At 58.7% G+C, this 24,546-nt stretch carries 23 protein-coding genes; 15 read left to right on the forward strand and 8 right to left on the reverse strand.

Going from position 1 to position 24,546, the window contains the following annotated elements; genetic code table 11:
• The first annotated feature begins 208 nt into the window (after positions 1–208).
• The 10 genes from QU606_RS31580 to QU606_RS31625 all read left to right on the forward strand — a co-directional run bounded on the left by QU606_RS31580 (position 209) and on the right by QU606_RS31625 (position 10,067).
• On the forward strand, positions 209–1,729 hold the full coding sequence (locus tag QU606_RS31580; RefSeq protein ID WP_024077593.1) for an aldehyde dehydrogenase family protein: 1,521 nt from the start codon (positions 209–211) through the stop codon (positions 1,727–1,729).
• Between the two features lie 145 nt (positions 1,730–1,874).
• Complete coding sequence (gene eat, locus QU606_RS31585) at positions 1,875–3,308, forward strand: ethanolamine permease (RefSeq protein WP_024077594.1); 1,434 nt, start codon at positions 1,875–1,877, stop codon at positions 3,306–3,308.
• 52 nt (positions 3,309–3,360) lie between these two features.
• The gene (locus QU606_RS31590) at positions 3,361–4,755 is read left to right on the forward strand and encodes an ethanolamine ammonia-lyase subunit EutB (protein ID WP_024077595.1); all 1,395 of its coding nucleotides are present in this window, start codon (positions 3,361–3,363) and stop codon (positions 4,753–4,755) included.
• On the forward strand, positions 4,752–5,585 hold the full coding sequence (eutC, locus tag QU606_RS31595) for an ethanolamine ammonia-lyase subunit EutC (RefSeq protein ID WP_069077090.1): 834 nt from the start codon (positions 4,752–4,754) through the stop codon (positions 5,583–5,585). Before QU606_RS31590 ends, eutC begins: the two co-directional genes overlap by 4 nt.
• A 90-nt stretch (positions 5,586–5,675) precedes the next feature.
• On the forward strand, positions 5,676–6,134 hold the full coding sequence (locus QU606_RS31600; RefSeq protein WP_069077089.1) for an N-acetyltransferase: 459 nt from the start codon (positions 5,676–5,678) through the stop codon (positions 6,132–6,134).
• Between the two features lie 291 nt (positions 6,135–6,425).
• Positions 6,426–7,085 carry a DedA family protein gene (locus tag QU606_RS31605; protein WP_069077088.1) on the forward strand — a complete coding sequence of 220 codons (660 nt, stop codon included), beginning with the start codon at positions 6,426–6,428 and terminating at the stop codon, positions 7,083–7,085.
• 6 nt (positions 7,086–7,091) lie between these two features.
• Entirely contained in the window at positions 7,092–7,907 is an 816-nt protein-coding gene (locus tag QU606_RS31610; protein ID WP_304997983.1) for a zinc-dependent peptidase, read from the forward strand.
• A gap of 108 nt (positions 7,908–8,015) precedes the next feature.
• Positions 8,016–8,543: an inorganic diphosphatase gene (gene ppa, locus QU606_RS31615; RefSeq protein WP_003176323.1), complete on the forward strand. Its 528-nt coding sequence runs from the start codon at positions 8,016–8,018 to the stop codon at positions 8,541–8,543.
• Positions 8,544–8,757: 214 nt separating this feature from the next.
• Complete coding sequence (locus QU606_RS31620; RefSeq protein ID WP_304997984.1) at positions 8,758–9,531, forward strand: XRE family transcriptional regulator; 774 nt, start codon at positions 8,758–8,760, stop codon at positions 9,529–9,531.
• Between the two features lie 311 nt (positions 9,532–9,842).
• Positions 9,843–10,067, forward strand: coding sequence for a restriction endonuclease (locus tag QU606_RS31625; protein ID WP_304998658.1), 225 nt, complete (start codon positions 9,843–9,845; stop codon positions 10,065–10,067).
• Between the two features lie 608 nt (positions 10,068–10,675).
• Here QU606_RS31625 and QU606_RS31630 read toward each other — a convergent pair.
• From QU606_RS31630 to QU606_RS31665, 8 genes are all read right to left on the reverse strand, one after another.
• Positions 10,676–11,833, reverse strand: coding sequence for a glutathionylspermidine synthase family protein (locus QU606_RS31630; RefSeq protein WP_150095307.1), 1,158 nt, complete (start codon positions 11,831–11,833; stop codon positions 10,676–10,678).
• An 11-nt stretch (positions 11,834–11,844) separates the two neighbouring features.
• Complete coding sequence (locus tag QU606_RS31635) at positions 11,845–12,558, reverse strand: DUF1190 domain-containing protein (RefSeq protein WP_193689874.1); 714 nt, start codon at positions 12,556–12,558, stop codon at positions 11,845–11,847.
• An 18-nt stretch (positions 12,559–12,576) separates the two neighbouring features.
• A complete protein-coding gene (locus QU606_RS31640; RefSeq protein WP_024077626.1) occupies positions 12,577–13,005 on the reverse strand; it encodes a DUF350 domain-containing protein in 429 nt (142 codons plus the stop codon).
• Positions 13,006–13,020: 15 nt separating this feature from the next.
• Complete coding sequence (locus QU606_RS31645) at positions 13,021–13,695, reverse strand: DUF2491 family protein (RefSeq protein WP_024077627.1); 675 nt, start codon at positions 13,693–13,695, stop codon at positions 13,021–13,023.
• Positions 13,682–14,716 carry an ion channel gene (locus tag QU606_RS31650; RefSeq protein ID WP_304997985.1) on the reverse strand — a complete coding sequence of 345 codons (1,035 nt, stop codon included), beginning with the start codon at positions 14,714–14,716 and terminating at the stop codon, positions 13,682–13,684. The genes QU606_RS31645 and QU606_RS31650 overlap by 14 nt, the downstream gene beginning before the upstream one ends.
• 72 nt (positions 14,717–14,788) lie before the next feature.
• On the reverse strand, positions 14,789–15,349 hold the full coding sequence (locus QU606_RS31655) for a rhomboid family intramembrane serine protease (RefSeq protein ID WP_304997986.1): 561 nt from the start codon (positions 15,347–15,349) through the stop codon (positions 14,789–14,791).
• Positions 15,350–15,405: 56 nt separating this feature from the next.
• Positions 15,406–16,104, reverse strand: a complete 699-nt coding sequence (locus QU606_RS31660; RefSeq protein ID WP_024077630.1) for a PspA/IM30 family protein — start codon at positions 16,102–16,104, stop codon at positions 15,406–15,408.
• A gap of 17 nt (positions 16,105–16,121) precedes the next feature.
• A complete protein-coding gene (locus tag QU606_RS31665; protein WP_081730367.1) occupies positions 16,122–16,703 on the reverse strand; it encodes a YjfI family protein in 582 nt (193 codons plus the stop codon).
• A gap of 369 nt (positions 16,704–17,072) precedes the next feature.
• On the opposite strand from QU606_RS31665, the gene ycaC reads away from it, so the two are divergent.
• The 5 genes from ycaC to QU606_RS31690 all read left to right on the forward strand — a co-directional run bounded on the left by ycaC (position 17,073) and on the right by QU606_RS31690 (position 24,187).
• Positions 17,073–17,705, forward strand: a complete 633-nt coding sequence (gene ycaC / locus QU606_RS31670) for an isochorismate family cysteine hydrolase YcaC (protein ID WP_024077632.1) — start codon at positions 17,073–17,075, stop codon at positions 17,703–17,705.
• 132 nt (positions 17,706–17,837) lie between these two features.
• The gene (locus QU606_RS31675; protein ID WP_024077633.1) at positions 17,838–18,482 is read left to right on the forward strand and encodes an NAD(P)H-dependent oxidoreductase; all 645 of its coding nucleotides are present in this window, start codon (positions 17,838–17,840) and stop codon (positions 18,480–18,482) included.
• Positions 18,421–18,801 carry a MerR family transcriptional regulator gene (locus tag QU606_RS31680; protein ID WP_024077634.1) on the forward strand — a complete coding sequence of 127 codons (381 nt, stop codon included), beginning with the start codon at positions 18,421–18,423 and terminating at the stop codon, positions 18,799–18,801. Before QU606_RS31675 ends, QU606_RS31680 begins: the two co-directional genes overlap by 62 nt.
• A 134-nt stretch (positions 18,802–18,935) precedes the next feature.
• Positions 18,936–23,549 (forward strand): RHS repeat-associated core domain-containing protein, encoded by a 4,614-nt coding sequence (locus tag QU606_RS31685; protein ID WP_304997987.1) that lies wholly within the window; start codon positions 18,936–18,938, stop codon positions 23,547–23,549.
• The gene (locus QU606_RS31690) at positions 23,549–24,187 is read left to right on the forward strand and encodes a hypothetical protein (RefSeq protein ID WP_264675808.1); all 639 of its coding nucleotides are present in this window, start codon (positions 23,549–23,551) and stop codon (positions 24,185–24,187) included. Before QU606_RS31685 ends, QU606_RS31690 begins: the two co-directional genes overlap by 1 nt.
• Positions 24,188–24,546: the final 359 nt, after the last annotated feature.

Genomic DNA, 24,546 nt, shown 5'->3' on the forward strand with positions numbered 1-24,546 from the left:
GAGCCGACCCACTGGTCACAGGCTGTACCGTTTATGGCACAAACTGTCACTGCGCCTGTACCACGGCTGCCACAGCAACGCTTTGCAACAACGACCAAGCCCTTGATTTACCTGGCCCGCAAAGCAGTGGCCCAACCTTTGCTCTACGCTTTAACAAGCGCTTGCCGCGCTGCACTCCAATAAACATAAAAGCCAGGAGATACCCATCATGCGTTACGCACACCCCGGTACTGAAGGCGCGATCGTTTCGTTCAAGGCCAAGTACGGCAACTACATCGGGGGCGAATTCGTTGCGCCGGTCGATGGCAACTATTTCACCAACACCTCACCGGTCAACGGCAAGCCCATCGCCGAGTTCCCCCGCTCCACTGCCAAAGACATCGACAAAGCGCTGGACGCCGCCCATGCCGCCGCTGACGCCTGGGGCAAGACCTCGGCCCAGGACCGCGCGCTGGTACTGCTGAAAATCGCCGACCGCATCGAACAGAACCTCGAACTGCTGGCCATCACCGAAACCTGGGACAACGGCAAGGCCGTGCGTGAAACCCTCAACGCCGACATTCCGCTGGCCGCCGACCACTTCCGCTACTTCGCCGGCTGCATCCGTGCCCAGGAAGGCAGCACTGCCGAAATCAACGAGCACACCGCCGCCTACCACTTCCATGAGCCCCTGGGCGTGGTTGGCCAGATAATCCCGTGGAACTTCCCGCTGCTGATGGCCGCCTGGAAACTCGCCCCGGCCCTGGCCGCCGGCAACTGCGTGGTGCTCAAGCCCGCCGAGCAAACCCCACTGGGCATCAACGTGCTGATGGAAGTCATTGGCGACCTGCTGCCACCCGGCGTGCTCAACGTGGTGCACGGCTTCGGCAAAGAAGCGGGCGAAGCCCTGGCCACCAGCAAGCGCATCGCCAAGATCGCCTTCACCGGCTCCACCCCGGTGGGCGCGCACATCATGCATTGCGCGGCCGAGAACATCATTCCGTCGACCGTGGAACTGGGCGGCAAGTCGCCGAACATCTTCTTCGCCGACATCATGAAAGCCGAACCGCAGTTCATCGAAAAGGCCGCCGAAGGCCTGGTACTGGCCTTCTTCAACCAGGGCGAAGTGTGCACCTGCCCATCGCGCGCACTGGTGGAAGAGTCGATCTACGACGACTTCATGAAGGTGGTGATGAAGAAGGTTGAGTCGATCAAGCGTGGCGACCCACTCGACACCGACACCATGGTCGGCGCCCAGGCGTCCGAGCAGCAGTTCGACAAGATCCTGTCCTACCTGGAAATCGCCAAGGGCGAAGGCGCCGAGCTGCTGACCGGCGGCAAGGTGGAGAAGCTGACCGGCGATCTGGCCACCGGCTATTACATCCAGCCGACCCTGCTCAAGGGCACCAACAAGATGCGCGTGTTCCAGGAAGAAATCTTTGGCCCGGTGGTGAGCATCACCACCTTCAAGGACGAAGCCGAAGCCCTGGCGATTGCCAACGACACTGAGTTCGGCCTGGGTGCCGGCCTGTGGACCCGCGACATCAACCGCGCTTACCGCATGGGCCGCGCGATCAAGGCCGGCCGCGTGTGGACCAACTGCTACCACCTGTACCCGGCGCATGCCGCGTTTGGCGGTTACAAGAAGTCCGGTGTGGGCCGTGAGACGCACAAGATGATGTTGGATCATTACCAGCAGACCAAGAACTTGCTGGTGAGCTACGACATTAATCCGTTGGGCTTCTTCTAACTAACCCCTCCTCCCACATTTGAAATGCAATCAAGCGTGGGAGGGGTACCGCCCCTCCCACACTTAGCTCTCCACAAGTACTTGCCAATTGCATTCGGCACACAGAGGCCGAGTTAAAAACAATAACAATGAAAGGTACTTCTTCATGCCTAGCGAACCGACTGGATCTTCCGTCGACTTCGAAAAAGTCGACTCCCAATACTTCCAACAACGCGAACTCAAAAAAGGCGCCGCTGGCTGGGTGCTGTTAGTTGGCCTTGGCGTTGCCTACGTGATCTCCGGCGACTACGCCGGCTGGAACTTCGGCCTGGCCCAGGGTGGCTGGGGCGGCATGTTCCTCGCCACATTGCTGATGGCCACCATGTACCTGTGCATGTGCTTTTCCCTGGCTGAACTGTCTTCCATGATTCCCACTGCCGGCGGTGGCTACGGTTTTGCCCGCAGCGCCTTCGGGCCCTGGGGCGGGTTCCTGACGGGCACCGCGATCCTGATCGAATACGCCATCGCGCCCGCCGCCATCGCGGTGTTTATCGGCGCTTATTGCGAGTCGCTGTTCGGCATTGGCGGCTGGATGATCTACCTGGCGTTCTACATCATCTTTATTGGCATCCACATCTTTGGCGTGGGTGAAGCCTTGAAGCTGATGTTCGTGATCACCGCCATCGCCGCGATTGCCCTGGGCGTGTTCCTGGTGTCGATGGTGCCGCACTTCAATGTCGCCAACCTGCTGGATATCCCGGTGACCGAAGCCAAGGGCGCCAGCACCTTCCTGCCCTTCGGCTATGTTGGCGTGTGGGCGGCGATCCCTTATGCGATCTGGTTTTTCCTTGCCGTCGAGGGCGTGCCCCTGGCCGCTGAAGAAACCAAGAACCCCAAACGCGACCTGCCCCGCGGCCTGATCGGCGCCATTGTGGTGCTGACCAGTTTTGCCCTGCTGATCCTGGTGATCGCACCGGGCGGCGCCGGCACCTATGCGCTGGTCAAGTCCGGCAACCCGTTGGTGGAAGCGCTGGCGTTGTCCTATGGCGGCTCGACCTGGATGGGAAGCTTCGTCAACCTGGTCGGCCTGGCCGGCTTGATCGCCAGCTTTTTCTCGATTATCTACGCCTATTCGCGACAGATCTTCGCCTTGTCCCGCGCCGGCTACCTGCCGCGCAAACTGTCCCAGACCAACAAGAGCAAGGCGCCGGTCCTGGCGCTGGTGATCCCCGGCATTATCGGTTTTGGCCTGTCGCTGACCGGCCAGGGTGACTTGTTGATCCTGGTGGCGGTGTTCGGCGCGACCATTTCCTACGTGCTAATGATGGCCGCGCACATCACGCTGCGCATCCGTCGCCCCAAAATGGACCGTCCGTACCGCACGCCGGGCGGCATCTTCACGTCCGGTGTCGCCCTGGTACTGGCCTGTGTGGCCGTCGTTGCGGGCTTTCTGGTGGATCCAAGGGTGGTTATTGGCGCCGCGATCATCTATGGAGTATTAATTGCTTACTTTGCTTTCTACAGCCGGCATCACTTGGTAGCGGGCACGCCGGAAGAGGAATTCGCGGCGATCCAGGCCGCAGAGGCCGCCCTGCACTAACTGCCGTAAACCTCGACGCGGGTTCCTGCCCGCGTCGTCAAGGAGACACTGTATGGCAAGCTTTTCCCACGCGGTGGGTGCACAAACCTACCGCTTCGACAGCCTCAAGGACGTGATGGCCAAGGCCAGCCCCGCACGCTCCGGGGACTTTCTCGCCGGCGTCGCCGCGCAGAACGACGGCGAGCGGGTGGCGGCGCAAATGGCCTTGGCCAATATCCCGCTGACGCACTTTCTGCAAGAGGCGCTGATCCCTTATGAAAGCGATGAAGTCACCCGACTGATCATCGACACCCATGATAAACAGGCGTTTGCCCCGGTCAGCCACCTGACCGTCGGCGGCCTGCGCGACTGGCTGCTCAGCGATGCGGCCGATGAACAATCCCTACGCGCATTGGCGCCAGGGCTGACACCCGAAATGGCCGCCGCCGTCTCCAAGATCATGCGCGTGCAAGACCTGGTGCTGGTGGCGCAGAAGATCCGCGTGGTCACCCAGTTTCGCGGCACCATGGGCCTGCGCGGGCGCTTATCGACCCGCCTGCAACCCAACCACCCCACGGATGAACCGGCCGGTATCGCGGCCAGCATTCTCGACGGCCTGCTCTACGGCAACGGCGACGCCATGATCGGTATCAACCCGGCCACCGACAGCATCGCCTCGATCTGCGCCATGCTGGAAATGCTCGACGCGATCATCCAGCGCTACGACATTCCCACCCAGGCCTGCGTGCTGACCCACGTCACCACCTCCATCGAAGCCATCAACCGTGGCGTGCCGCTGGACCTGGTATTCCAATCAATTGCCGGTACCGAGGCGGCCAACGCCAGTTTCGGCATCAGCCTGAGTGTGTTGCAGGAAGGCTACGAGGCGGGCTTGAGCCTGAACCGTGGCACCCTGGGCCAGAACCTGATGTATTTCGAAACCGGCCAGGGCAGCGCCTTGTCGGCCAATGCGCACTTTGGCGTCGACCAGCAAACCTGCGAAACCCGCGCCTATGCGGTGGCCCGCCACTTCAAGCCGTTCCTGGTGAATACCGTGGTTGGCTTTATCGGCCCCGAGTACCTGTACAACGGCAAGCAGATCATTCGCGCGGGCCTTGAAGACCACTTCTGCGGCAAGCTGCTGGGGGTACCGATGGGTTGCGACATCTGCTACACCAACCACGCCGAAGCCGACCAGGACGACATGGACACCCTGTTGACCCTGCTCGGCGTGGCCGGCATCAACTTCATCATGGGCATCCCCGGCTCCGACGACATCATGCTCAACTACCAGACCACCTCATTCCATGACGCCCTGTACGCCCGCCAAACCCTGGGTTTAAAGCCGGCACCGGAATTTGAACAGTGGCTGGCGAAGATGGGCATCTTCACGCAAGCCGACGGCAAGGTGCGCTTCGGCAACAGCCTGCCCCCGGCATTTCGCCACGCCTTGGCGCAATTGGGATGAAGGAGCCACCCGTGCAACTCGACCTTCCTGAAAACCCGTGGCTGGAGCTACGCCGCCTGACCCCGGCGCGCATTGCCCTGGGCCGTACCGGCACGAGCATCCCGACCAGCGCACAGTTGGACTTCCAGTTCGCCCATGCCCAGGCGCGGGACGCAGTGCACCTGCCCTTCGACCATGGGGGCCTCAGCAGCCAACTGGCCGAACGCGGGCGTGACAGCCTGTTGCTGCACAGTGCGGCCGTCGATCGGCATAGCTACCTGCAACGCCCCGACCTGGGGCGGCGCTTGAGTGATGAATCGGCCCAGAGCCTGCGCGACTATGCGGCGGCCAATCCTGGCGGTGTGGACCTGGCGGTGGTGGTGGCCGATGGCCTGTCGGCGCTGGCCGTGCATAAACACACCTTGCCGTTTCTCGCACGCATGGAGGAACAGACTCACGCCGAGGGGTGGTCCTTGTCGCCAGTGATCCTGGTGGAACAGGGCCGCGTGGCGGTGGCGGATGAGATCGGGCAATTGCTGGGGGCCAAGATGGTGGTGATCCTGATCGGCGAACGGCCGGGACTCAGTTCGCCGGACAGCCTGGGGCTGTATTTCACCTACAACCCCAAGGTCGGCCTGACCGATGCCTACCGCAACTGCATCTCCAACGTGCGCTTGGAAGGCTTGAGTTATGGCATGGCGGCCCACCGCCTGCTGTACTTGATGCGAGAGGCGTGTCGCCGGCAGTTGTCGGGGGTCAACCTCAAGGATGAGGCGCAGGTGCAGACCATTGAGTCCGACGACCCGGACCTGATGAAAGGCAACTTCCTGCTCAGCCCGCCGTTGGACTGATCGCGGCACGATTGCGCTTTTTTGCGTCTTTAGGCAGCATCGAGTCACGGCCGCTCGCGTGGTCATACCCTTTGGAAGTTGAGGCCTGGCATGCGGATCACTCAAGCGACCCTGGAACACCTGGACCTGTTGACCCCCTTGTTCGTCAAATACCGCGAGTTCTACGGGGCGCTGCCGTTCCCGGATTCGTCGCGGGCTTTCCTGGAAAAGCGCCTGCGCCGCAAGGAGTCGGTGATATACCTGGCCCTGGCCGACGATGACGACAAGCGGCTGCTGGGGTTCTGTCAGCTGTACCCAAGCTTTTCGTCGTTGTCGCTCAAACGCGTGTGGATACTCAACGACATCTATGTGGCCGAAGACGCGCGTCGGCAACTGGTGGCGGATAACCTGATACGTACAGCGAAGAAGATGGCCAAGGAGACTCATGCGGTGCGGCTGCGGGTGTCGACCAGCAGTAACAATCAAGTGGCGCAGAAGACCTATGAGTCGATCGGGTTTCGCGAGGACACCGAGTTCAAGAACTACACCCTGCCGATCAGCGAAGACTGACGCCCTGACACCTTGTGGGAGGGGGCCTGCCCCGATAGCGGCTTTTCAGTCAGACTATTTATAACTGACCGAATGCTTTCGCGAGGAAACTCGCTCCCACAATGCATTTCTGGCGATCTGTGGACCGTGCATCGCGACATCCCCCGCTACAAAACCAACACGCTTTTCACCTCTCAATCCGTATAATGCGGACCTTTCAGGGTTGTAAGAAACACTACATACACTTGTAGCCTTATTACCCGAGCTTCCGCACAGGCCTGCCGAGCCGGGCCGTCCACACAGGTGCCATCCATGGATTTCAACCCGCTAGACCTTATCCTGCATCTCGACGTCTACCTCGACCTGCTGGTTACCAATTACGGTCCGTGGATCTACGCCATTCTGTTCCTCGTCATCTTTTGCGAAACCGGCCTGGTGGTCATGCCGTTCCTGCCGGGTGATTCGTTGCTGTTTATCGCCGGCGCCGTCGCAGCGGGCGGTGGCATGGACCCGGTATTGCTCGGCGGCCTGTTGATGTTGGCGGCGATCCTCGGTGACAGCACCAACTACGTGATCGGGCGAACGGCCGGGGAACGCCTGTTCAGCAACCCGAACTCGAAAATCTTCCGCCGCGACTACCTGCAAAAAACCCACGATTTCTACGACAAGCACGGCGGCAAAACCGTGACCCTGGCGCGCTTCCTGCCAATCCTGCGGACCTTTGCACCGTTCGTCGCCGGTATCGCGAAAATGCCCTACCCGCGTTTCTTCGGTTTCAGCGTGCTGGGCACCGTCTTCTGGGTCGGCGGCCTGGTGACACTGGGCTACTTCTTCGGCAACGTACCGTTCATCAAGAAAAACCTGTCGTTGCTGGTGGTGTTCATCATTCTGCTGTCGCTGGTGCCGATGATCATTGGTGTAGTCCGCAGCCGCTTTGGTGGTCGCACCTCCTCCGAAGCCAAGCCGCACTGACCGGCCATGTGGTCCCTCAGCGCCTGGCGTCGCCGGCGCCTGCTGGCCAAGCACCCGATTGCCGATGACACCTGGCAACGGGTGCGCCACCACCTGACCTTCCTCGACGGCCTCTGCGCCGAACAGGACCAGTGGCTGCGCGAAGCCTGCGTGGTATTCCTCGCCGAAAAACACCTCACCGCCCTGCCCGGCGTCGACCTGCATCAGGAACAACGCCTGCTGCTCGCCGCCCAGGCGCAACTGCCCTTGATGAACCTCGGCGACCTCGACTGGTACCAGGGCTTCCACGAAATCGTGCTGTACCCAGACGACTTCCTCAGCCCGCAACGCCATCGCGACGCCAGCGGTGTCGAGCATGAGTGGGACGGCGAACACAGCGGCGAAGCCTGGCAGCAGGGTCCGGTGATCCTCGCCTGGCCCGGCGTGCTGGCCAGCGGCAACTGGGAAGGCTACAACCTGGTTATCCACGAACTGGCGCACAAACTCGACATGCTCAATGGCGATGCCAACGGCCTGCCGCCGTTGCACCACGACATGCGCGTGCAGGAGTGGGCCAGCGTGATGCAAAGCGCGTTTGACGACCTCAACCGCCAACTCGATGCCAACCCCGACGCCGAGACGGCCATCGACCCTTACGCCGCCGAAAACCCGGCGGAATTCTTTGCCGTCACCAGCGAATATTTTTTCAGCGCGCCGGATTTACTGACGGAAAGTTATCCACAGGTGTATGCGCAACTGAGCCGCTTTTATCGCCAGGATCCCCTGGCCCGCCTGAACCAACTGCAAGCCAGCGACCCGCGTTATCGGCCACAAGGCGAATGACCGTACGACGTCTGGCGCATGGCATCGGCGTCAGAATATGCCTATAATCGCCGCCACTTTTAGGCCAATCCGGCCATGTTCCATGGCCAACTACGGGGGCAACGCCCAATGAGCTACAGCAAGATTCCGGCTGGCAAAGACCTGCCGAACGACATCTACGTCGCCATCGAAATTCCGGCCAACCACGCGCCGATCAAATACGAAATCGACAAAGACAGCGACTGCCTGTTCGTTGACCGTTTCATGGCCACCCCGATGTTCTACCCGGCCAACTACGGTTTCATCCCCAACACCCTGGCTGACGACGGCGACCCCCTCGACGTGCTGGTTGTAACCCCTTACCCGGTTACCCCAGGTTCGGTCATCCGCGCACGCCCAGTCGGCATCCTGAACATGACTGACGACGGCGGCGGCGATGCCAAAGTGATCGCAGTGCCACACGACAAGCTGTCCCAGCTGTACGTCGACGTGAAGGAATACACCGACCTGCCCCCACTGCTGCTGGAACAGATCAAGCACTTCTTCGAGAACTACAAAGACCTCGAAAAAGGCAAATGGGTGAAGATCGACGGTTGGGGCAACGCAGACGCCGCCCGTGCCGAGATCATGAAGTCGGTCGCTGCCTACAAAGGCTGATGCCCGCTCCTCATTGCCCCGGCAATTAAAAAAGCCCCGATTATTCGGGGCTTTTTTTGTGGGGAAAATTAAACGCCAAGTTCAATGTTTAACTCACAGCGTTCAACTAACCAGCAAGTCCGAAAGATAAAGCCACAACTAAGCAAAATCCTACTCGCGCGATTCAACGCATGGTTTATTTGATCTGTTTTTCCGGCCAGTAAACTCTGCGTTTATGAATACATCAGGTGATCGCTTAAAAGCGCTATTACGGGAAGTTAATCTTTCCGCCTCCGACTTCGCCAAGAACCGCGGCGTCACGCCTCAACACGTGAACAACTGGTTCAAACGCGGCGTCCCCATGGGCCGACTCAACGAGATCGCAGAGCTGCTGTGCGTCTCCAGCCGCTGGCTACACGCCGGCCTGGGCCCCAAACATCCGCCGGCCAACTTCCTGCTGGACGGCCCCACTGCAAGGAAAGCACTCCCCTTCCGCGAAGAGAGCGGCAAATACCTCACAGGCCCAGTCTGCCCCCCGGAAAAAATCGACGTGGAGATCCCCCTCCACCCGTCATTCACCTCCACCGAGCGCATCCGCGTCTCCCTGCACACCCTCGAAACCCTCACCGTCAACCCCGACCGCGCGGTAGGCGCCTATATGGTCGACAACAGCATGATCGACATCATCCAACAAGGCGCCACCCTCGCCATCGACCGCGGCCGCACCCAAATCATCGACGGCGAAATCTACGCCGTCGAACACGACGGCATGCTGCGCATCAAATACCTCTACAACCGCCCGGGCGGCGGCCTGCGCATGCGCAGCCACAACGCCAACGAGCACCCGGACGAACACCTCACCTACGAGGAACGCTTCGAACAAAACTTCCAGGTCGTGGGCTGGGTATTCTGGTGGTCCACCCTCAACAACCGCCGCCCACCGGTGCCACTGGATGAACACCTGCTGGGCTGGGAAGGCTCTAAATCGGATCCGGAGGTGGGCATTTGAAGTGAATGTGGGTATCATGCGCCGCACATTTGGCAGGGGGTGGTCTTAGGCTATCCACCTTGCCTGGCGAAGCGGAGACGTTCCCGCGGATGCCCCTACTATTCAGCCAGACGCAATGTTGGCTGAGCGATTTGAAGGCTGGTGAGGTTTGTCAAAAACAAGCTGAGGCGGTCCCCGAGAAGCCGGCCACAAGCCGGCTTTTTAATGCCCACAAGAATCACAAATCCAAATTGTCCAACAGCTGTTGGGCGATTGAATAGCCAACGCGGACAGATTATCGCCTCATATGCCTCTCAGCAGCATTATCTAGGCTGTATGCCCCAAGAACCCGATCCGCCACCAACAAGGAGTGTTTCATTACCACTTCAGACTTCTCAAGCGGTGCCCGTGAAGCAACCATGAGCCTGGATATAAAAGTGGTGCTGATCGATGCCTTTGAGTTGGCACGGCTGATGGTCGAAAACAACCTGGGCTGCAACGTGAAACAGGTTTACGAAGTAAAGCAGCTGGGTAGCGATTACTTCGTAGAGTACTGATCTGGCCTTTAAACTTTTTCCCAGCCAGATTCCACCAATTTAACGCCCTCAAGCTCGTTCATTTCCGCACGAGCGGCTTTAGGCTGGAGCAAGCTAGCGTTCGCTTGAACTCAGATAGCGGACTAGACGGCGCTTACTTTTCCGACGCCTCGGAGCATGTTGCTAGCTGGTCGATGCTCAACATGTCGTTGACAGCGACACAAGTCCGAAACATGTCGCAAAAATCTAAAAAAAGCGACACGTTCCGCGCACGTGCTTACACTGACGACATGAGAAAGGCGCTCATAAGAGTGGCCTCGCCTTTAATTGGACGACCTAGTGAGCGTACGCCCCAATGACTAAAACCCATCTGTAAGCGTCCGGCGAACTCACCTTCCGAACTCCAGCTTTAAGGGCGATGGTGTCCGCGTATTTTTAAGCGGACGCGATCACCCTTATCGTTGCTTATGCACCAATCAAATCCGGGCGACTAAACCCGATCACTGAATAGGCAGTGACGGATCGCAGCCTAGTCACGGAATTCCGCTGGCGCAATGCGGTGGGGGATTCTCTCGGAAGCGTCCTGCCAATGAAAGAGATCAGCCCTGCTGGCCCTGTAAGCTCCAGCCTCAATCCAATATCAAATGCGGCAAAAACCGGCTCGAATCCTTGGTAATCAAACTATTATCCTCCCGCACCCCAATCCCCGCCGCCTGGTCCCCAATCACCCAGGACCCAATCAACGTATAGCTGTCCCCAAACCGCGGTAGCGGTGCGAATTCCTGAAGGATAAACGGCGCGTCCGTGTAGGGGCCGTCTTCTTTCACGATCAGTCCGTCAGCAGTTTGCAGCTCGATGTTGGCCCCTTCCCGCGAGAAGAACGGCTTGCGCACCCAGCCCTTTGGCACGGCTTTACCTGGGTCGGTATCCAGGTGGGCCGCGAGCAAATTGGGGTGGCCTTTGTTGAATTCCCACAGCAGCGGCAAGACGCCTTTGTTGGAGAGGATGGACTTCCAGGCGGGTTCGAAGAACTGCGTGTCACTCTCGGCGATCGCAGCGCCGAAGGGTTCGTGGAAGATGAATTCCCAGGCGTGCAGTTTGAACAGGTGGGGAATCCAGCGATCTTCAAGGTCAACGAAGCGACCTTCTGCGGTCAGGCCGATGTCTTCGATGTCGATGTGGCGCGATTCGATGCCGACTTTTTCTGCGACCAGGCGCAGGTAGTCGGTGGTGCCTTTGTCTTCGACCGAGTCTTTCATGGAGGCGAAGTAGAACGGCTGGTTGACCTGCAGTTGAGCGAAAGCCTGGTGGAGTTTGGTGTCGATGCTGTTGAACTGGTCGGCATGCTTGGGCAGCAAGCCGCGTTCGATGCATTGCTCCAGCCAGCCCCACTGGAATGCCGCTGCCTCGTAGAGGCTGGTCGGTGTGTCGTAGTTGAGTTCCAGCAGCTTGGCGGGCCCGGTGCCGTTGTAGGAGAAGTCCATGCGCCCGTACAGGTGCGGGTGGCCTTCGAGCCATGAGGTTTTGATCATGTCGAAGAAGGGCGCGGGAATGCTCAGGCGCTCGAGCAGCTCTTCGCTCTGGACCACGCGGGCCACGAGGTCCATGCACATGTCATGGATCTCGGTGGTCGGGTCTTCGAGGTCGTTCTCGATTTGCTTGAGCGTGAACTGGTAATACGCGCTCTCGTCCCAGTAGGGTTCGTCGTCGATGGTATGGAACAGAAAGCCAAGGTTTTCAGCCGTCTGTTTCCAGTCATCACGTTCTGCGCAATGGATTTTCTTCATGGCCCGGCTCCCTAACTGCTCGACCCGCCGCCGCCCCAGCCGCTGCGTGCGCTGGCCTTGCTGCCGAAGCCGCCACGGGAGGTGGCCGACGCCACGGAGCTCGACTGGCTGGAAGAGCGCAGCGTGTTGGTGTAATTGCTGCTGCCGTACCTGGCCTGATTCGAGCGGCCAAACGTCGCCCCATTCGAGACCCGCTGATTGAGCGTCGAGGAGCCGTAGTCGCCGCGATCATCGCGATAGCGATACACAGGCTCGGAGCGGTAGCTGTTGCGATTGCTGCTCAGCATGTTGCCGATCAGCAGACCGGTCAGCAGGCTGCTGGTGGAGAAGCCGGAGCCGCCGCTGCTGGCCTGCGAGCCGGGAACCTGGGCCTGGGCAGCGTCTACCTGGGATTGTGTCACCTGGCCTTCGGCGGTCAGTTCGAAACCGCCCAGCTTGGGAATGAACTGGCCATTGGAGTCCAGCTGGCACCAGCCCGCGACAAAGTCGGCATCGCAATCGGCCTGGCTGGCGTATACCGGGGCAATGCGGCGATGCTCGGCCAGGGCGGTCATGTAGGCGTCCGAGCAGACGTCCACTGGAAGCTTTTCATCGGCACACTGCTGAACCGACTGGAAGTTGTACTTTTTCTGCAAATCGTAGGTTTTTTCCGTCGGCCCACAACCGGATATCGCCATGGCGACCGACGCTGCCAGCGAAAGCTGGACGTACTTGCTTCGTTTCATCGGGAGCTCCGTGCGCAATCAGTTCTGGGTAGGCGTCATGCACGCGGCATTCAACATGCCCACGCTGATCGCCACGGCGGCCACGTAGATGCCCGCAGCGAGCTCGCCTCTCTTGATGCGCTCGGAAGTGCCTTTGAGCACGAGGCTGGTCAGCAGAAACGCCAACAGTTGGACGACGGCGGCGATCACCGCCCAGACGACGAAGTCGAGGATGCTGATCGAGTAGGCAATCACGTTGCTGGCTGGAATGGCGAAACCGACGATGGCGCCGCCCAGGGCGACTGCCGCGGAAACGTTGCCCGCCCGGATCAGCTCGAACTCCTTGTGCGGGGTAACGCGGGTGTAGATGAACTGGAACAGCGCGAACAGCACCGCCGCCCCCAGAATGTAGGTGACAAAGCCGACGACGGCGGCTTTATTCAGGGAGATGGAGAGAGCTTCTAGCATGGACTTCTTCCTTTTTTAGAGCGCATTCAAGTCGGTTGTGTACAGCGAAATGCCCAGCGACGTGCTCAGGCTGACGGTGCCTTCAGCGTCTTCTTCGACAGAGAACAACAGAAACTCCCGTCGATCGGTCAGGCCTGTGTCACGGGCATATAGCATCGAGCGGTGCTCGACACTGTAGGAGTCCTCGGGGTTTATCACGTGCTCGCTCATGGCCACCAATTCTGTCTGGCCGTCCTCGCTGCCCCACACGCGCGTGTACTCGACGCCATTGTGGGTGTAGGTCGGCAACCCGATCAGACTCTGCGGCCCCGCCAGCCGACGCAATTCAGCCTCGCTGCTGAGGGTGACGTAACTCAGGTAGTTGAACAGGATCACCGACTCGACCTGCCCGGCGATGTCGCCCGTGGTGTGCACCTGCAACCAGTAGTCTTCGTCGTTCATGTAATAGCGCGACAGCCAGGTCGACTGCCCGAGGTCCACGGTGCCGTTACTCCAGATTTCCTGGGAGCCGGGGATAACCACTGTGGTTTTCCCGTCGAGCAACAACTTCAGGGTCGCATCGAATATCACGCCTTTGCCCGGTGCCAGGCCCAGAGGCCCGCTGGTCGGCAGCGGTTCGGCGGCGGCGCCTTTCGATTGTGTAGTCGCTTGCGGGGCCTCAAGCCCCATCAACTGTTTAAACCATCCCATTGGAAATTTCCTTGAGGCGGGTGGAGGCGATGTAGAAGAGTTCGCCGCCTTCAACGCGCGTAGCGCTGGGCGGGTTGATCGAGGGTTGCTGGGCACCTTTGGCGCGATAGCCGATGAGGGTGGCGTTGTGGCGCTCTTTCATTTGGGTGTACAGATCGCCGAACGTTGCTTCAAACGCCTCGGGCAATCTCATCAGGTATTGGGTGGCGCCCTGCCCCACGCACAGCAACTCATTGATGACCACCGACGAGCCCGGATCCTGGGAGGCGCGCACCAACATTTCGATGGCCATGCTTGACGTGCATTCCAGGCTGGGGGCGTAGGAACTGGCCAGTGCGGCAATTTCACTTTCATTGAAGTGGGCGACGACGTGCCCGACCGGACTCAGTTGATTCACCGCCAGCACGGTGGCCAGCGTCAAATCGTCAGATGGGGTTCGCACCAGCACACGCTCGGCGCCGGGCACACCGGCACGCAGCAACAACGCTGTGGAGGACAGGCTCTCACCACGGATGAACGCCGCTTTGCCCGGCATCGGGTTTTCTTCGAGGGTGCAATCGCAGATGACGATCAGGTTGTCGTTCGAGGTTTCGTCTTGAAGCAACAACTCGATGACCCGCTCACTGGACGCGCCCTCCCAGCCGATGAGCACGGTATGGCCGACCTTGCCGGTGAAATCGCCTTTGCCCTTCATGCCTTTTCTCCATGCATCGATGACAGTGCTGGTGGTTTTGCCGATGGCTGCCGTCAGCAGCGCAATGCCGCCGAGCATGACCCAGGTCGCTACGAACACTCGCCCCGCCGAGGTCTGTGGCGCAAGATCGCCATAGCCGACGGTCAGCGTGGTGGTGAGATAGAAGTAAACAAACGTGGCCGGAGCGGTGAGGTGCTGTTCGCCCAGGTACACCAGGCCCAGATAAGCCGTGCTCAGGTGAACACCCAAGGCAACGACCAGGCCTGCCCAGCCGAAACGGTGAAAGAGGGAGGCGGCGTACATGCGCAGCAAAAGAAAAATCGACATTCCGTCCCTGACTCCCTGGGTACTTGATTCCTGATCACGCCAACGCCTCGACGTCTGGATGCTCAAGTGCGTTCAGCCGGCATTAAACCTGCTGCGTGGTTTGGAGAGAAGTACCTTGGCTGCAATAAATCCGGCGAATGCACCAAACAGATGCCCCTCGAAGGAAACACCCTGACGCGGCAGGAAGCCAAGGATCAGGCCGCCATACAGTACCGCTACGACACCGGCCGTTATCAGGTTGCTCCAGCTCCGGTGGAACCAGGCGCGCGATAACAGGTAGGCCCATAACCCGAAGACCCAGCCGCTGGCCCCCACGTGTATGCCCGCAAAACCGAACAACCAGAGCAGTGAACCGCCCAGCAGGATAATGATCGCGCTGACGGTAACGAACCGATTGAGCCCTTCGATGATCACCAGGGAGCCCAGGATCAAAAAGGCAACCAGGTTGGCGCTCAGGTGGGCAAACGACCCGTGCAAAAACGGTGAGGTGAGGATGCCGGGCAGCCCCTGCAGCGTTCTCGGGATCAGGCCGAACGCCATGAGGCTGTAACCGGTCGCCACATTGAGCAGTTGCAGCGCGACCATGAAGAAGGCCAAGCCTGCGATTGTCTTGAAACCCTTCAGGGCATCCATCCTGACCTCGACGTAAAAAAGAAGGGCAGACACTGCCCTCCCTGCGGCGACGCTGCTTACTCCGCCGACTTTTGCTTCAGACGCTCCAGAATCGCATTGGCGCTGCCTTCGTTCGGCGTGATGCCGGCTTCGCGCAGCTTGCGCTCCAGGTCGGTCCCGGTCGATGCATCCGCCAGTTCATCCTGGGCTTGCAGTTCAGCGGCGCGCTGCTGTTGCTTGGCCTGCAAACGATTCAGCGTACCGACGGCGGTTTCCAGCTTGCCGTTGGCACCGCCGCTGGCGATGGAGGCGCTGACCTGGGCCTTCTGTACGCTTTCGCGAGCCTTGGCCATATCCACTTGCTGGCGCAGGCTTTTGATCCGGCTTTCGGCCTTGGTGATGTCCTTGCGCATGCTTTCGGCATAGCCACCGAACTCGGTGGCTTGCTTGTGCTCCACATCCCGCTCGTTGGTCAGGGTCGAGATGGCTTCGGCCACTTCCAGGGCGAGGTCTTCACGATTGGCCTGCAGGGCAGCCACCGCCTTGGACTCCAGGTCCTTGATCTTGGCGTCGTACTCGTTGACGCGATCAGTCGCCAATTTGTGCTTGGCCATGATGCTGACCAGTTCACGCTTGGCGTTGGCCAGCGCGGTGTCGGCGTCGCGAATTTCCTGATCCAGAATGCGCAGGGCCTGTTGGTCGACGATCGATTCGCCGACTTCATTGGCACCGCCACGCAGCGCGGTGAACAATTTGCTCCAGATGGACTGAGTCATTGGATACTCCCGAATACTTAATTGAAGAAACGTTCGAAGGCTTCGCTGGCGCGCTGCACGTTGTCGACCAGGGTTTTCACCTCGGTGACGATGTTTGTCAGGCTGGAGTCGGAACTCAACGCACCGAACATGTTGTAGACAACTTGCCCGTTAGGCATGGACTCGATACCGATCGAGGACAGCGGGAACATTTCCCGGCTGCGCAACACCGCGTCATTGAATTTCGTGACATCGTTGATGGATTCGACATCGACTAGAACGGTGTCAACGATGATCTGCTCGCCCACCACCGCGATGTAAATCGGCAAGCCACCGAAGTCGTTCATTTCCAGCTTGATACTGGACTCGGAGCCTTGGACGAGAGAAAGCGTAATGTCCTTGGACACCACGTCGTCCAGGGCCTGAAGAGCGGTGTAGAGGCGATCGATATTCCAGTTGGTACCTGCGCTCATGTAATTCTCCGACATGAATGAGCCAGCCAGAATCGGCTGGCGAAGCTGTTTCTCCATCTGCTTGAGCAAGCTTCGGTTTTCGGGAAGCACCCAAGTCTCGTGTTTCACGTAGCCGGCGGCCGCCAGGCCTGCACGCATCTGCTTCATGTAAAAGCTCGATGGCTTTTTGGCGGACGGCTTCAAGCGCTCTCCCTGAAGGCTCGTTGAATCGGTATCGGGCCCTTTGGACGGACTCGATGGAGAGCGGCGTTCCATGGTACTGACCTCGCTGTGAAAAACTCACGCGTGAGAAAATCTACAGGCATTTTTTGCCACGCTCAATAGCTCACGCGTGAGATTTTTTGACTTACTTTTCCGACCACTAAAAGGATCAGTCCTACTGACAACTCATGAATTGTCGCTTTTGAGTTGACGGTATTACCCATTCCAGCCGATTTATCCCCCAGCAACCACCCATTAATCTGTGCCCATGTTGAACGCAACGCCCAACCAACCTAAACAAAAAAGGATTCAACCATGAGCACTGCAACCTACAACCGCTTGAACAAAGACGACGCCGTAGTTCTGCTGGTCGACCACCAAACCGGCCTGATCTCCCTGGTGCAGGACTTCTCGCCCAACGAGTTCAAGAACAACGTGCTGGCCCTGGCGGACCTGGCCAAGTTCTTCAACCTGCCGACCATCCTCACCACCAGCTTCGAGCAAGGCCCCAACGGCCCGCTGGTCCCCGAGCTGAAAGAGATGTTCCCGGACGCGCCGTACATCGCTCGCCCAGGCCAGATCAATGCCTGGGACAACGAAGACTTCGTCAAGGCGATCAAGGCTACCGGACGTAAGCAGATCATCATTGCCGGCGTGGTAACGGATGTATGCGTAGCGTTCCCGACCTTGTCGGCACTGGCGGAAGGGTTTGATGTGTTTGTGGTTACCGATGCGTCGGGCACCTTCAACACCACGGTGCAGCAGGCAGCGTGGAGCCGGATGACCCAAGCGGGTGCGCAGATGATGAACTGGTTCTCGGTGGCGTGTGAGCTGCATCGCGACTGGCGCAACGATATCGAAGGCCTGGGGAATTTGTTGTCCCAGCGTATCCCTAACTATCGCAACTTGATGAATGGTTATGCGGCGCTGACGGCCCATCAGAAGTAAGTAAGCCGACGGTTGCGATAAGCCTGCCCTGAAAAGCAGGCTTTCGCTGTTTTGTGCCAGCAGTTGCCCCCCTTGACTCTCCCCTATACAGCACACCCTACCCTGAAAGCCCCAACTTTCAGGTCACGCCCCATGGCTCAACGCATCCTGGTCATCCTTGGCCATCCTTCAACCACCAGTTTCTGTTCGGCCCTGGCAGACACCTACAGCCACTCGGCAAAGATCGCCGGCCATGAGGTGCGCGTCCTACGCCTGGGTGATCTGGTTTTCGACCCGATCCTTCACAACGGCTACAGCGAAATCCAGCCCTTGGAACCCGACCTGCTCAGCGCCCAATCCGACATCCTCTGGGCCACTCATCTGACGTTCGTCTTTCCGATTTGGTGGGGCGGCATCCCGGCGCTGTTAAAGGGCTTTATCGACCGCATTTTCCTACCTGGCTTTGCCTTCAAATACCGTGAGGGCAAGCTGTTTCCTGACAAGCTGCTACACGGCCGCACCGCACACTTGCTAGTGACCCTGGATACGCTGCCGTGGTATTACCGCTGGTTCTATCGCATGCCGGGCGTGCATCAGATGCGCAGCACTACATTGGCGTTTTGCGGGATCAAGCCGCTCAAGACGTTACTGCTGGGAGCGGTGCTGGGTTCTACGCCGGGGCAGCGAGCCAAGTGGCTGACACGAGCCAGCGTACTAGCGGGAAAAGGGAGTTTTCATGTACATCGGCAAAGCCGCGCAATTGTCGGGCACGACCATCAAGGCGATTCGGCACTATGAAGCGATTGGCCTGCTGCCGACGCCGCAGCGCCGGGGCCAATACCGGGTCTATTCAGAGCAGAGCGTTGAGCTGCTGATGTTTATCAAGTGTGCGCAGCAGTTGGGTTTCAAGCTCAAGGAGTTGCAGGAAATTTTGCGCGGTTCCCAAGGCGACGCATTGCCTTGGGAGCGGGCAGACCGGGCCATCGCCAGCAAGAAACGCGAGTTGGCCGCACAAATCGCCAAGTTACAGAGCGTACAGGCCGGCTTGCTTGAGTTTGAGAGCCAGCTGAAAGAGGCGCATGGACACTGTTCGTCAATGAGCAGCATCGCTATTTGAAGTAGCCTTTGAAGGTGAACTGACGCGATTTTTTCGCTGCCCACGTAAGCCCATTCTGATTTTCAAAACCGTTCATCCAGCCGCTTTTCGCTGCGGCAGACTCCGACGCCTTGCCTTCTGCCGAGACGTCACGGATGACCAACGCTTCCCACATTGCCCATATCGAACATGAGCTGGATAGCTTCCATCAGAGCCTGGTGACGTATCGCCAGCAACTGGGGGCCTGGTATTCGCGCGCGCTGGATTCGGTGAGCCACGCCGCTGATTTACCGTCGTTGCTGGGGATGGATCGGGTGTTGCGCGCGGGGAATTCGCAACGTTCCGTGAGCCTTTCCGATACCGACTTCTCCACCGTGGCCCGCTGCCCGGCGGGCGGTATGTTGCAGATCGAAAGCAAGTTCGAGTCGGTGTATGACGTGCCGATTGGCGATATCCCGGTTGAGGTGATCGGCCTGGATGACGGCAGTTCGAGCGTGGTCATGCTCGATGAACAGGGTAAAGGCTCACACCCATGCGTCGCGGGCGCGCGCTACCAGGTACGGGTGCAAGGCGGCGTGTCGGCGCAACAGGTGGACGCGTTGTTTGTGTCCTACGCCGGGCTGACCGCAGACCTGGAGCAATGGCTGCGGTCGCAGTGGGAAGGGTTCAAGCCGCATTGGCAACAGTCGACGGCCAGCGCGATTGGCAGCGGGATATTGGCTGGCAGTTGGGCGGCGATTCGCGAGGTGTGGGACAGCATCCAGCTGGTGCAGGCAATTCTTGAAGACCCGTTGAAGTACGTCGAACAGCTTGGCGCCGAAGCGGCCAAGCTGGCGGATTTGGCCGCCAGCGCCCCCAAGGTCATGGAACAGGCGATGTTGCTCGCCAGTGATGAAGCGGCGCTGTTCCTGCTGGTGCGCACGGCGATGATCTGGTTGGACGCATTGCCGCCCAGTGAGATTGCGCAAGTGGCGGCTGGGTTTGTGGTGTCGCTGCTGATCGACCTGGTGATGGGTGCGGTGCTGACCATCGCATTGCCGGCGGCGGCTGTGGCGTATTTGAGCCTGCGGCTGGCCAGGTATGGCGCGCAGATGGTTAAGGCGGCGGTGGGTTTTGTTCAGGGCGTGCTGGCGATTCTGACGAAGTTCATGCAGGCGGTGGATCGCTACAAAGCGGTGGCGGTTCGCGGCGTGGTCGGCGGGCTCAAGCAAGGCACGCTGCAGATGCGCTGGCGGGCGCGGCAGAACACGGTGCTGAAGCAAAAAGAGCACGTGGATGATGCGCCTCTTTCGGGGAAAAACCCTGCGGGGGATGCTGCCGCGTCTTCGGATAAAACCGTAACCAACGGCTGCCCGGTGTCGATGGTTACCGGCGAGGAGCTGCTCACCCTCACCGATGGCACGCTGGACGGGATCTTGCCGTTCGAGTGGACCCGGTTGTACCGCACCAGTGCGGTGGAAGTGGATTGCGGGTTGGGGTTTGGCTGGAGTCATTCGCTGGCGCACAGGCTTTCTGTGGTGGGCGATTCAGTCGTCTGGATTGACCATGAAAACCGCACGACTGAGTTTCCACTGCCCACCGCCGCTCGCCCCGCGATCACCAACAGCCTGGCTGAAGCGGCGATCTATCTAGGCGCTTCGCCGGATGAACTGGTGCTGGCCCAGGCGGCGCGGTTTTATCACTTTCGCGACGGTGTATTGGTCTCGATCAGTGATGCGTATGACAACCGCCTGCGAATTTTCCGCGACGTATTGGGGCGCATCGAACGCCTGGATAGCGGCGCGGGCCGGTCGCTGTTTTTGCGCTATGAACGGGGCCGCATTGTGGCGGTGGACTACCAGGTTCAGCGCGCCACGGGGCATGAACCCTACGTCTGGGTGACGGAGCAGCACGTTGTTGCCTACGCCTATGACGATGCCGGCCGACTGGTTTGCGCGACCAATGCCGTCGGCGAAAGCGAGGTTTACCGCTACGACGAGCAGCACGTCATTCTCGAGCGGCAATTGGCCGGTGGGGCGAGTTTCTTCTGGGCGTGGGAACGGTCTGGCAAGGCGGCGCGATGTGTCCGGCATTGGGCCAGTTTTTCGCAGATGGACACGCGCTATGTCTGGGGCGAGGACGGTCGCGTCACGGTGCACAACGCCGATGGCAGTCAGGAAGTGTATGTCCATGACCACCGGGCGCGGCTGGTGCAGCGGATTGATCCGGACGGTGCGCAGCACTTCAAATCCTACGATGACAAAGGTCGGCTAACGGTCGAGCAGGACCCGTTGGGGGCGGTGACGGCGTATCAGTACGATGAAGCCGGGCGCTTGGTCGCGCTGTTTCCGGGGGATGACGAGCCGACGTCCTACGAGCATGACAATGGCTTCGTACGGGTTGTAAGGCGGGGTCTGGCGGTCTGGAAGTACGAGCGCAATGACCAGGGCGATGTCATTCGTAAGACCGATCCCGATGGGCATGTCACCGACTACAGCTACGACCAATACGGACAACTGGTTGGGGTTTGGTACCCGGATCACAGCTGCCAGCGGCTGGTGTGGAATGAGCGCGGGCAACTGCTGGAGCAGACGCTGCCCAATGGCGGTGTGCGGCGCTATCGCTATGACGACTTGGGTCGACAGATTGCCCGCGAGGATGAGCATGGCGCGCTGACCCAGTATCAGTGGGACAGCGTGGGTCGGTTGGTTCGCGTGGTGCTGCCCGGTGGGGCGTGTCGGGAATACAGCTACAACCCCTACGGAAAAATCACCGCCGAACGCGATGAACTCGGGCGTGTCACCCGCTACGAATACGCCGACGGCTTGCACCTGATCAGCCGCCGTATCAATGCCGATGGCACCCAGGTCCACTACCGCTACGACAACGCCCGGTTACTGCTGACCGAGATCGAAAACGAGGTTGGCGAGACCTACCGGCTCGACTACCACCCCAACGGGCTGATTCAACAGGAAGTCGGGTTTGATGGGCAGCGTACGGCTTATGCCTACGACCTCAACGGCAACCTGCAGGAAAAGACCGAACACGGCGACGATGGCAGTCAGCTCGTTACTCGTTATGAGCGAGACCACGCCGGACGCCTCGTACGAAAAACCCTGCCCGACGGCAACCTTGTTGAATATACCTACGACCGCCAAGGCAACCTCCTCAGCGTCGACGACGGTCACTGGGCGTTAGCCTACGAATACGACAGCCAAAACCGCCTGACCGCCGAACACCAAGGCTGGGGCACCTTGCGCTATGGCTACGACGCCTGCGGTCAGCTTCAAAACCTGCGCCTGCCCGACAACAACCGCGTGGTGTTCAACCACAGCAAAGGCGGCCACCTCGCCACCGTCGAGTTAAATGGCGCACTGCTGACCTCTCATCTATTCAAGGCCGGCCAAGAACACCAACGCCAACAGGGCCAGCTCCTCAGCCACTACCACTACGACGAACAACACCGCCTGCACGCCCACACCGTCGCGCAACAGGACACCCACCTTTACCAGCGCCACTACGACTACGACAAAACCGGCAACCTCACCCGTTTAGTCGACAGCCGCAAAGGCGAACACCACTACCACTACGACCCCCTCGCCCGCCTCACCCGCGCCGACCACACGCAAGACCCGCACGAACGCTTCGCCCACGACCCGGCCGGCAACCTGCTGATGCAAGACCGCCCCGGCCCCGACATCGTCGCCGGCAACCGCCTGATGATCCAGGGCGACCGCCACTACGACTACGACGCCTTCGGCAACCTGATCCGCGAACGGCGAGGCAAAGACCATCAACTCGTCACCGAGTATCGCTACGACTGCCAGCATCGGCTGATCGGCCTCACCCAACCCAACGGCCAAACCGCGAGCTATCGCTATGACCCGTTTGGGCGACGAATCAGCAAGACGGTCGACAACATCACCACGGAGTTTTTCTGGCAAGGCGACAAACTGGTTGCCGAACACCACGCCGAAAAGCATCGCAGCTACCTCTACGAACCGGACAGCTTCCGCCCACTGGCGCTATTGGAAGGCTTCGGCCCAAAAGAAACGAAGCCCTACCACTACCAACTCGACCACCTCGGCACACCCCAGGAACTCACCAATTCCGAGGGCGAAATCGTCTGGTCCGCCCACTACCGCGCCTACGGCGAAATCACCCGGCTCGACATCGGAACAGTCGACAACCCACTGCGTTTTCAGGGTCAGTACTTCGATCAGGAAAGCGGGCTGCACTACAACCGCCATCGCTACTACAATCCGGATGTTGGTCGTTACCTGACACCGGATCCGGTGAAGTTGGCGGGTGGGATCAACGCGTACTTGTACGCGCCCAATCCGACCGGGTGGGTGGATCCCCTAGGACTGAGCGTCTGCCCAGGGGGGGATGGATGTAAACCATCACACAACGCTGAGAGCCCAACAAAGCACACAAAAGCTAACAATGGCGAGCCAACGCTTCCCGCTCCCGCGTCAAAACAAGAAACCACCGTCAGAGTACGGCATTACACAAGCAGAGCAGGCTCAAAGGGCATTGAAAAAACAGGAGTGATATTGGCCCAAGATAACAACAGGGTCTATCTTGAACCTGCAAAGAGCAAAGTGCTAAGCCCTAAAGACGCACAGGAAAAATATCAGATCGACAAAAGCAAAGGCCGAGATTACATTGAGACGGACGTATCTGAGTCACAACTAGAACTGGTAAAAAACCCCAGATACAGCACCATGGAGCTAACCGTAAAAGGTAACCTAACATTAAACAACCCTACATTTACGAGAAGAAAATAATGCTAGAGCAAAATCAAAAAATAGTTCTCAGCGGCAAAGAGGCACTTGATGCCCTTAAAGAAATTGAATACATACTAATATCCCTACGCAAAATGGGCAGCTTTTATGCTGAAAAACCTGGTGCCCTGGAAGAATACCGCAAAGCAACCACTGACTTTATCGATGACTGTGCCGTTACCCAGAGGTTGGCAAAGGTACGCACGATAATTTCTCAACACTTTGATGATTCTCTCGGCGATGACGAAATGGATGATATAGAGAGACATTTTTCCGACTTGAAATTTTGGAAACCCGATCAACCCTTGAATAAAAAAGAACCTGAAACAGAAGTACCTGACATCTCGAAGGGAACCATTCAACAAGTAACGTGTAAGCGTAACGAATTGCTGATGGTTTTTACCAACCAGCAAGATGAATTTTTACTAATCACCTTCCACAACCCCATAGAATTCAAAGGTATTAGCGCGATTGGAATCGAAACAAACGGCCTTCATAAAGAAGAAGATCTTACCCTCTCGCAAGAGGCAAAATGCACTACCCCTCTGCAAAATACAAAGACTTACTGCTTCAAGGAAACCATCAGAAAAGAGGTTATTTTTACAGTGACTTCAGACGGATATAGCGTTGAAAAGATATGACCAAAAACGCAACAACCTCTCCAGACCAAAAATTCAAATTTGAACAACTACTCAACAATCTGAAACACTCCCCAACACTACGCGACGCCATCAAATAGCATCCTAAATATCTAGCACCAGAGGGAAGACTACAAAACCAACTAGCAGAAAGGGGACAGAACTATTTATAACCTGAACATTCGATTCACTGCTCCATTAAATAAATCCGTCCCCGTTACCCGAAGCCAAGGAACATTACAATTTTCAGGAGTAAACGATGAAATACTGGAACGAACCGGATCAAAATATATTCTTTGAAAAAATCTTTAACGAACCTGTAGAAATTGGCGAATTGCTCTTTTTTCTTTACAAATAGAAAA

It is taken from the genome of Pseudomonas sp. OVF7, from assembly GCF_030644265.1.
GTDB classification, from domain to species: domain Bacteria; phylum Pseudomonadota; class Gammaproteobacteria; order Pseudomonadales; family Pseudomonadaceae; genus Aquipseudomonas; species Aquipseudomonas gorinensis.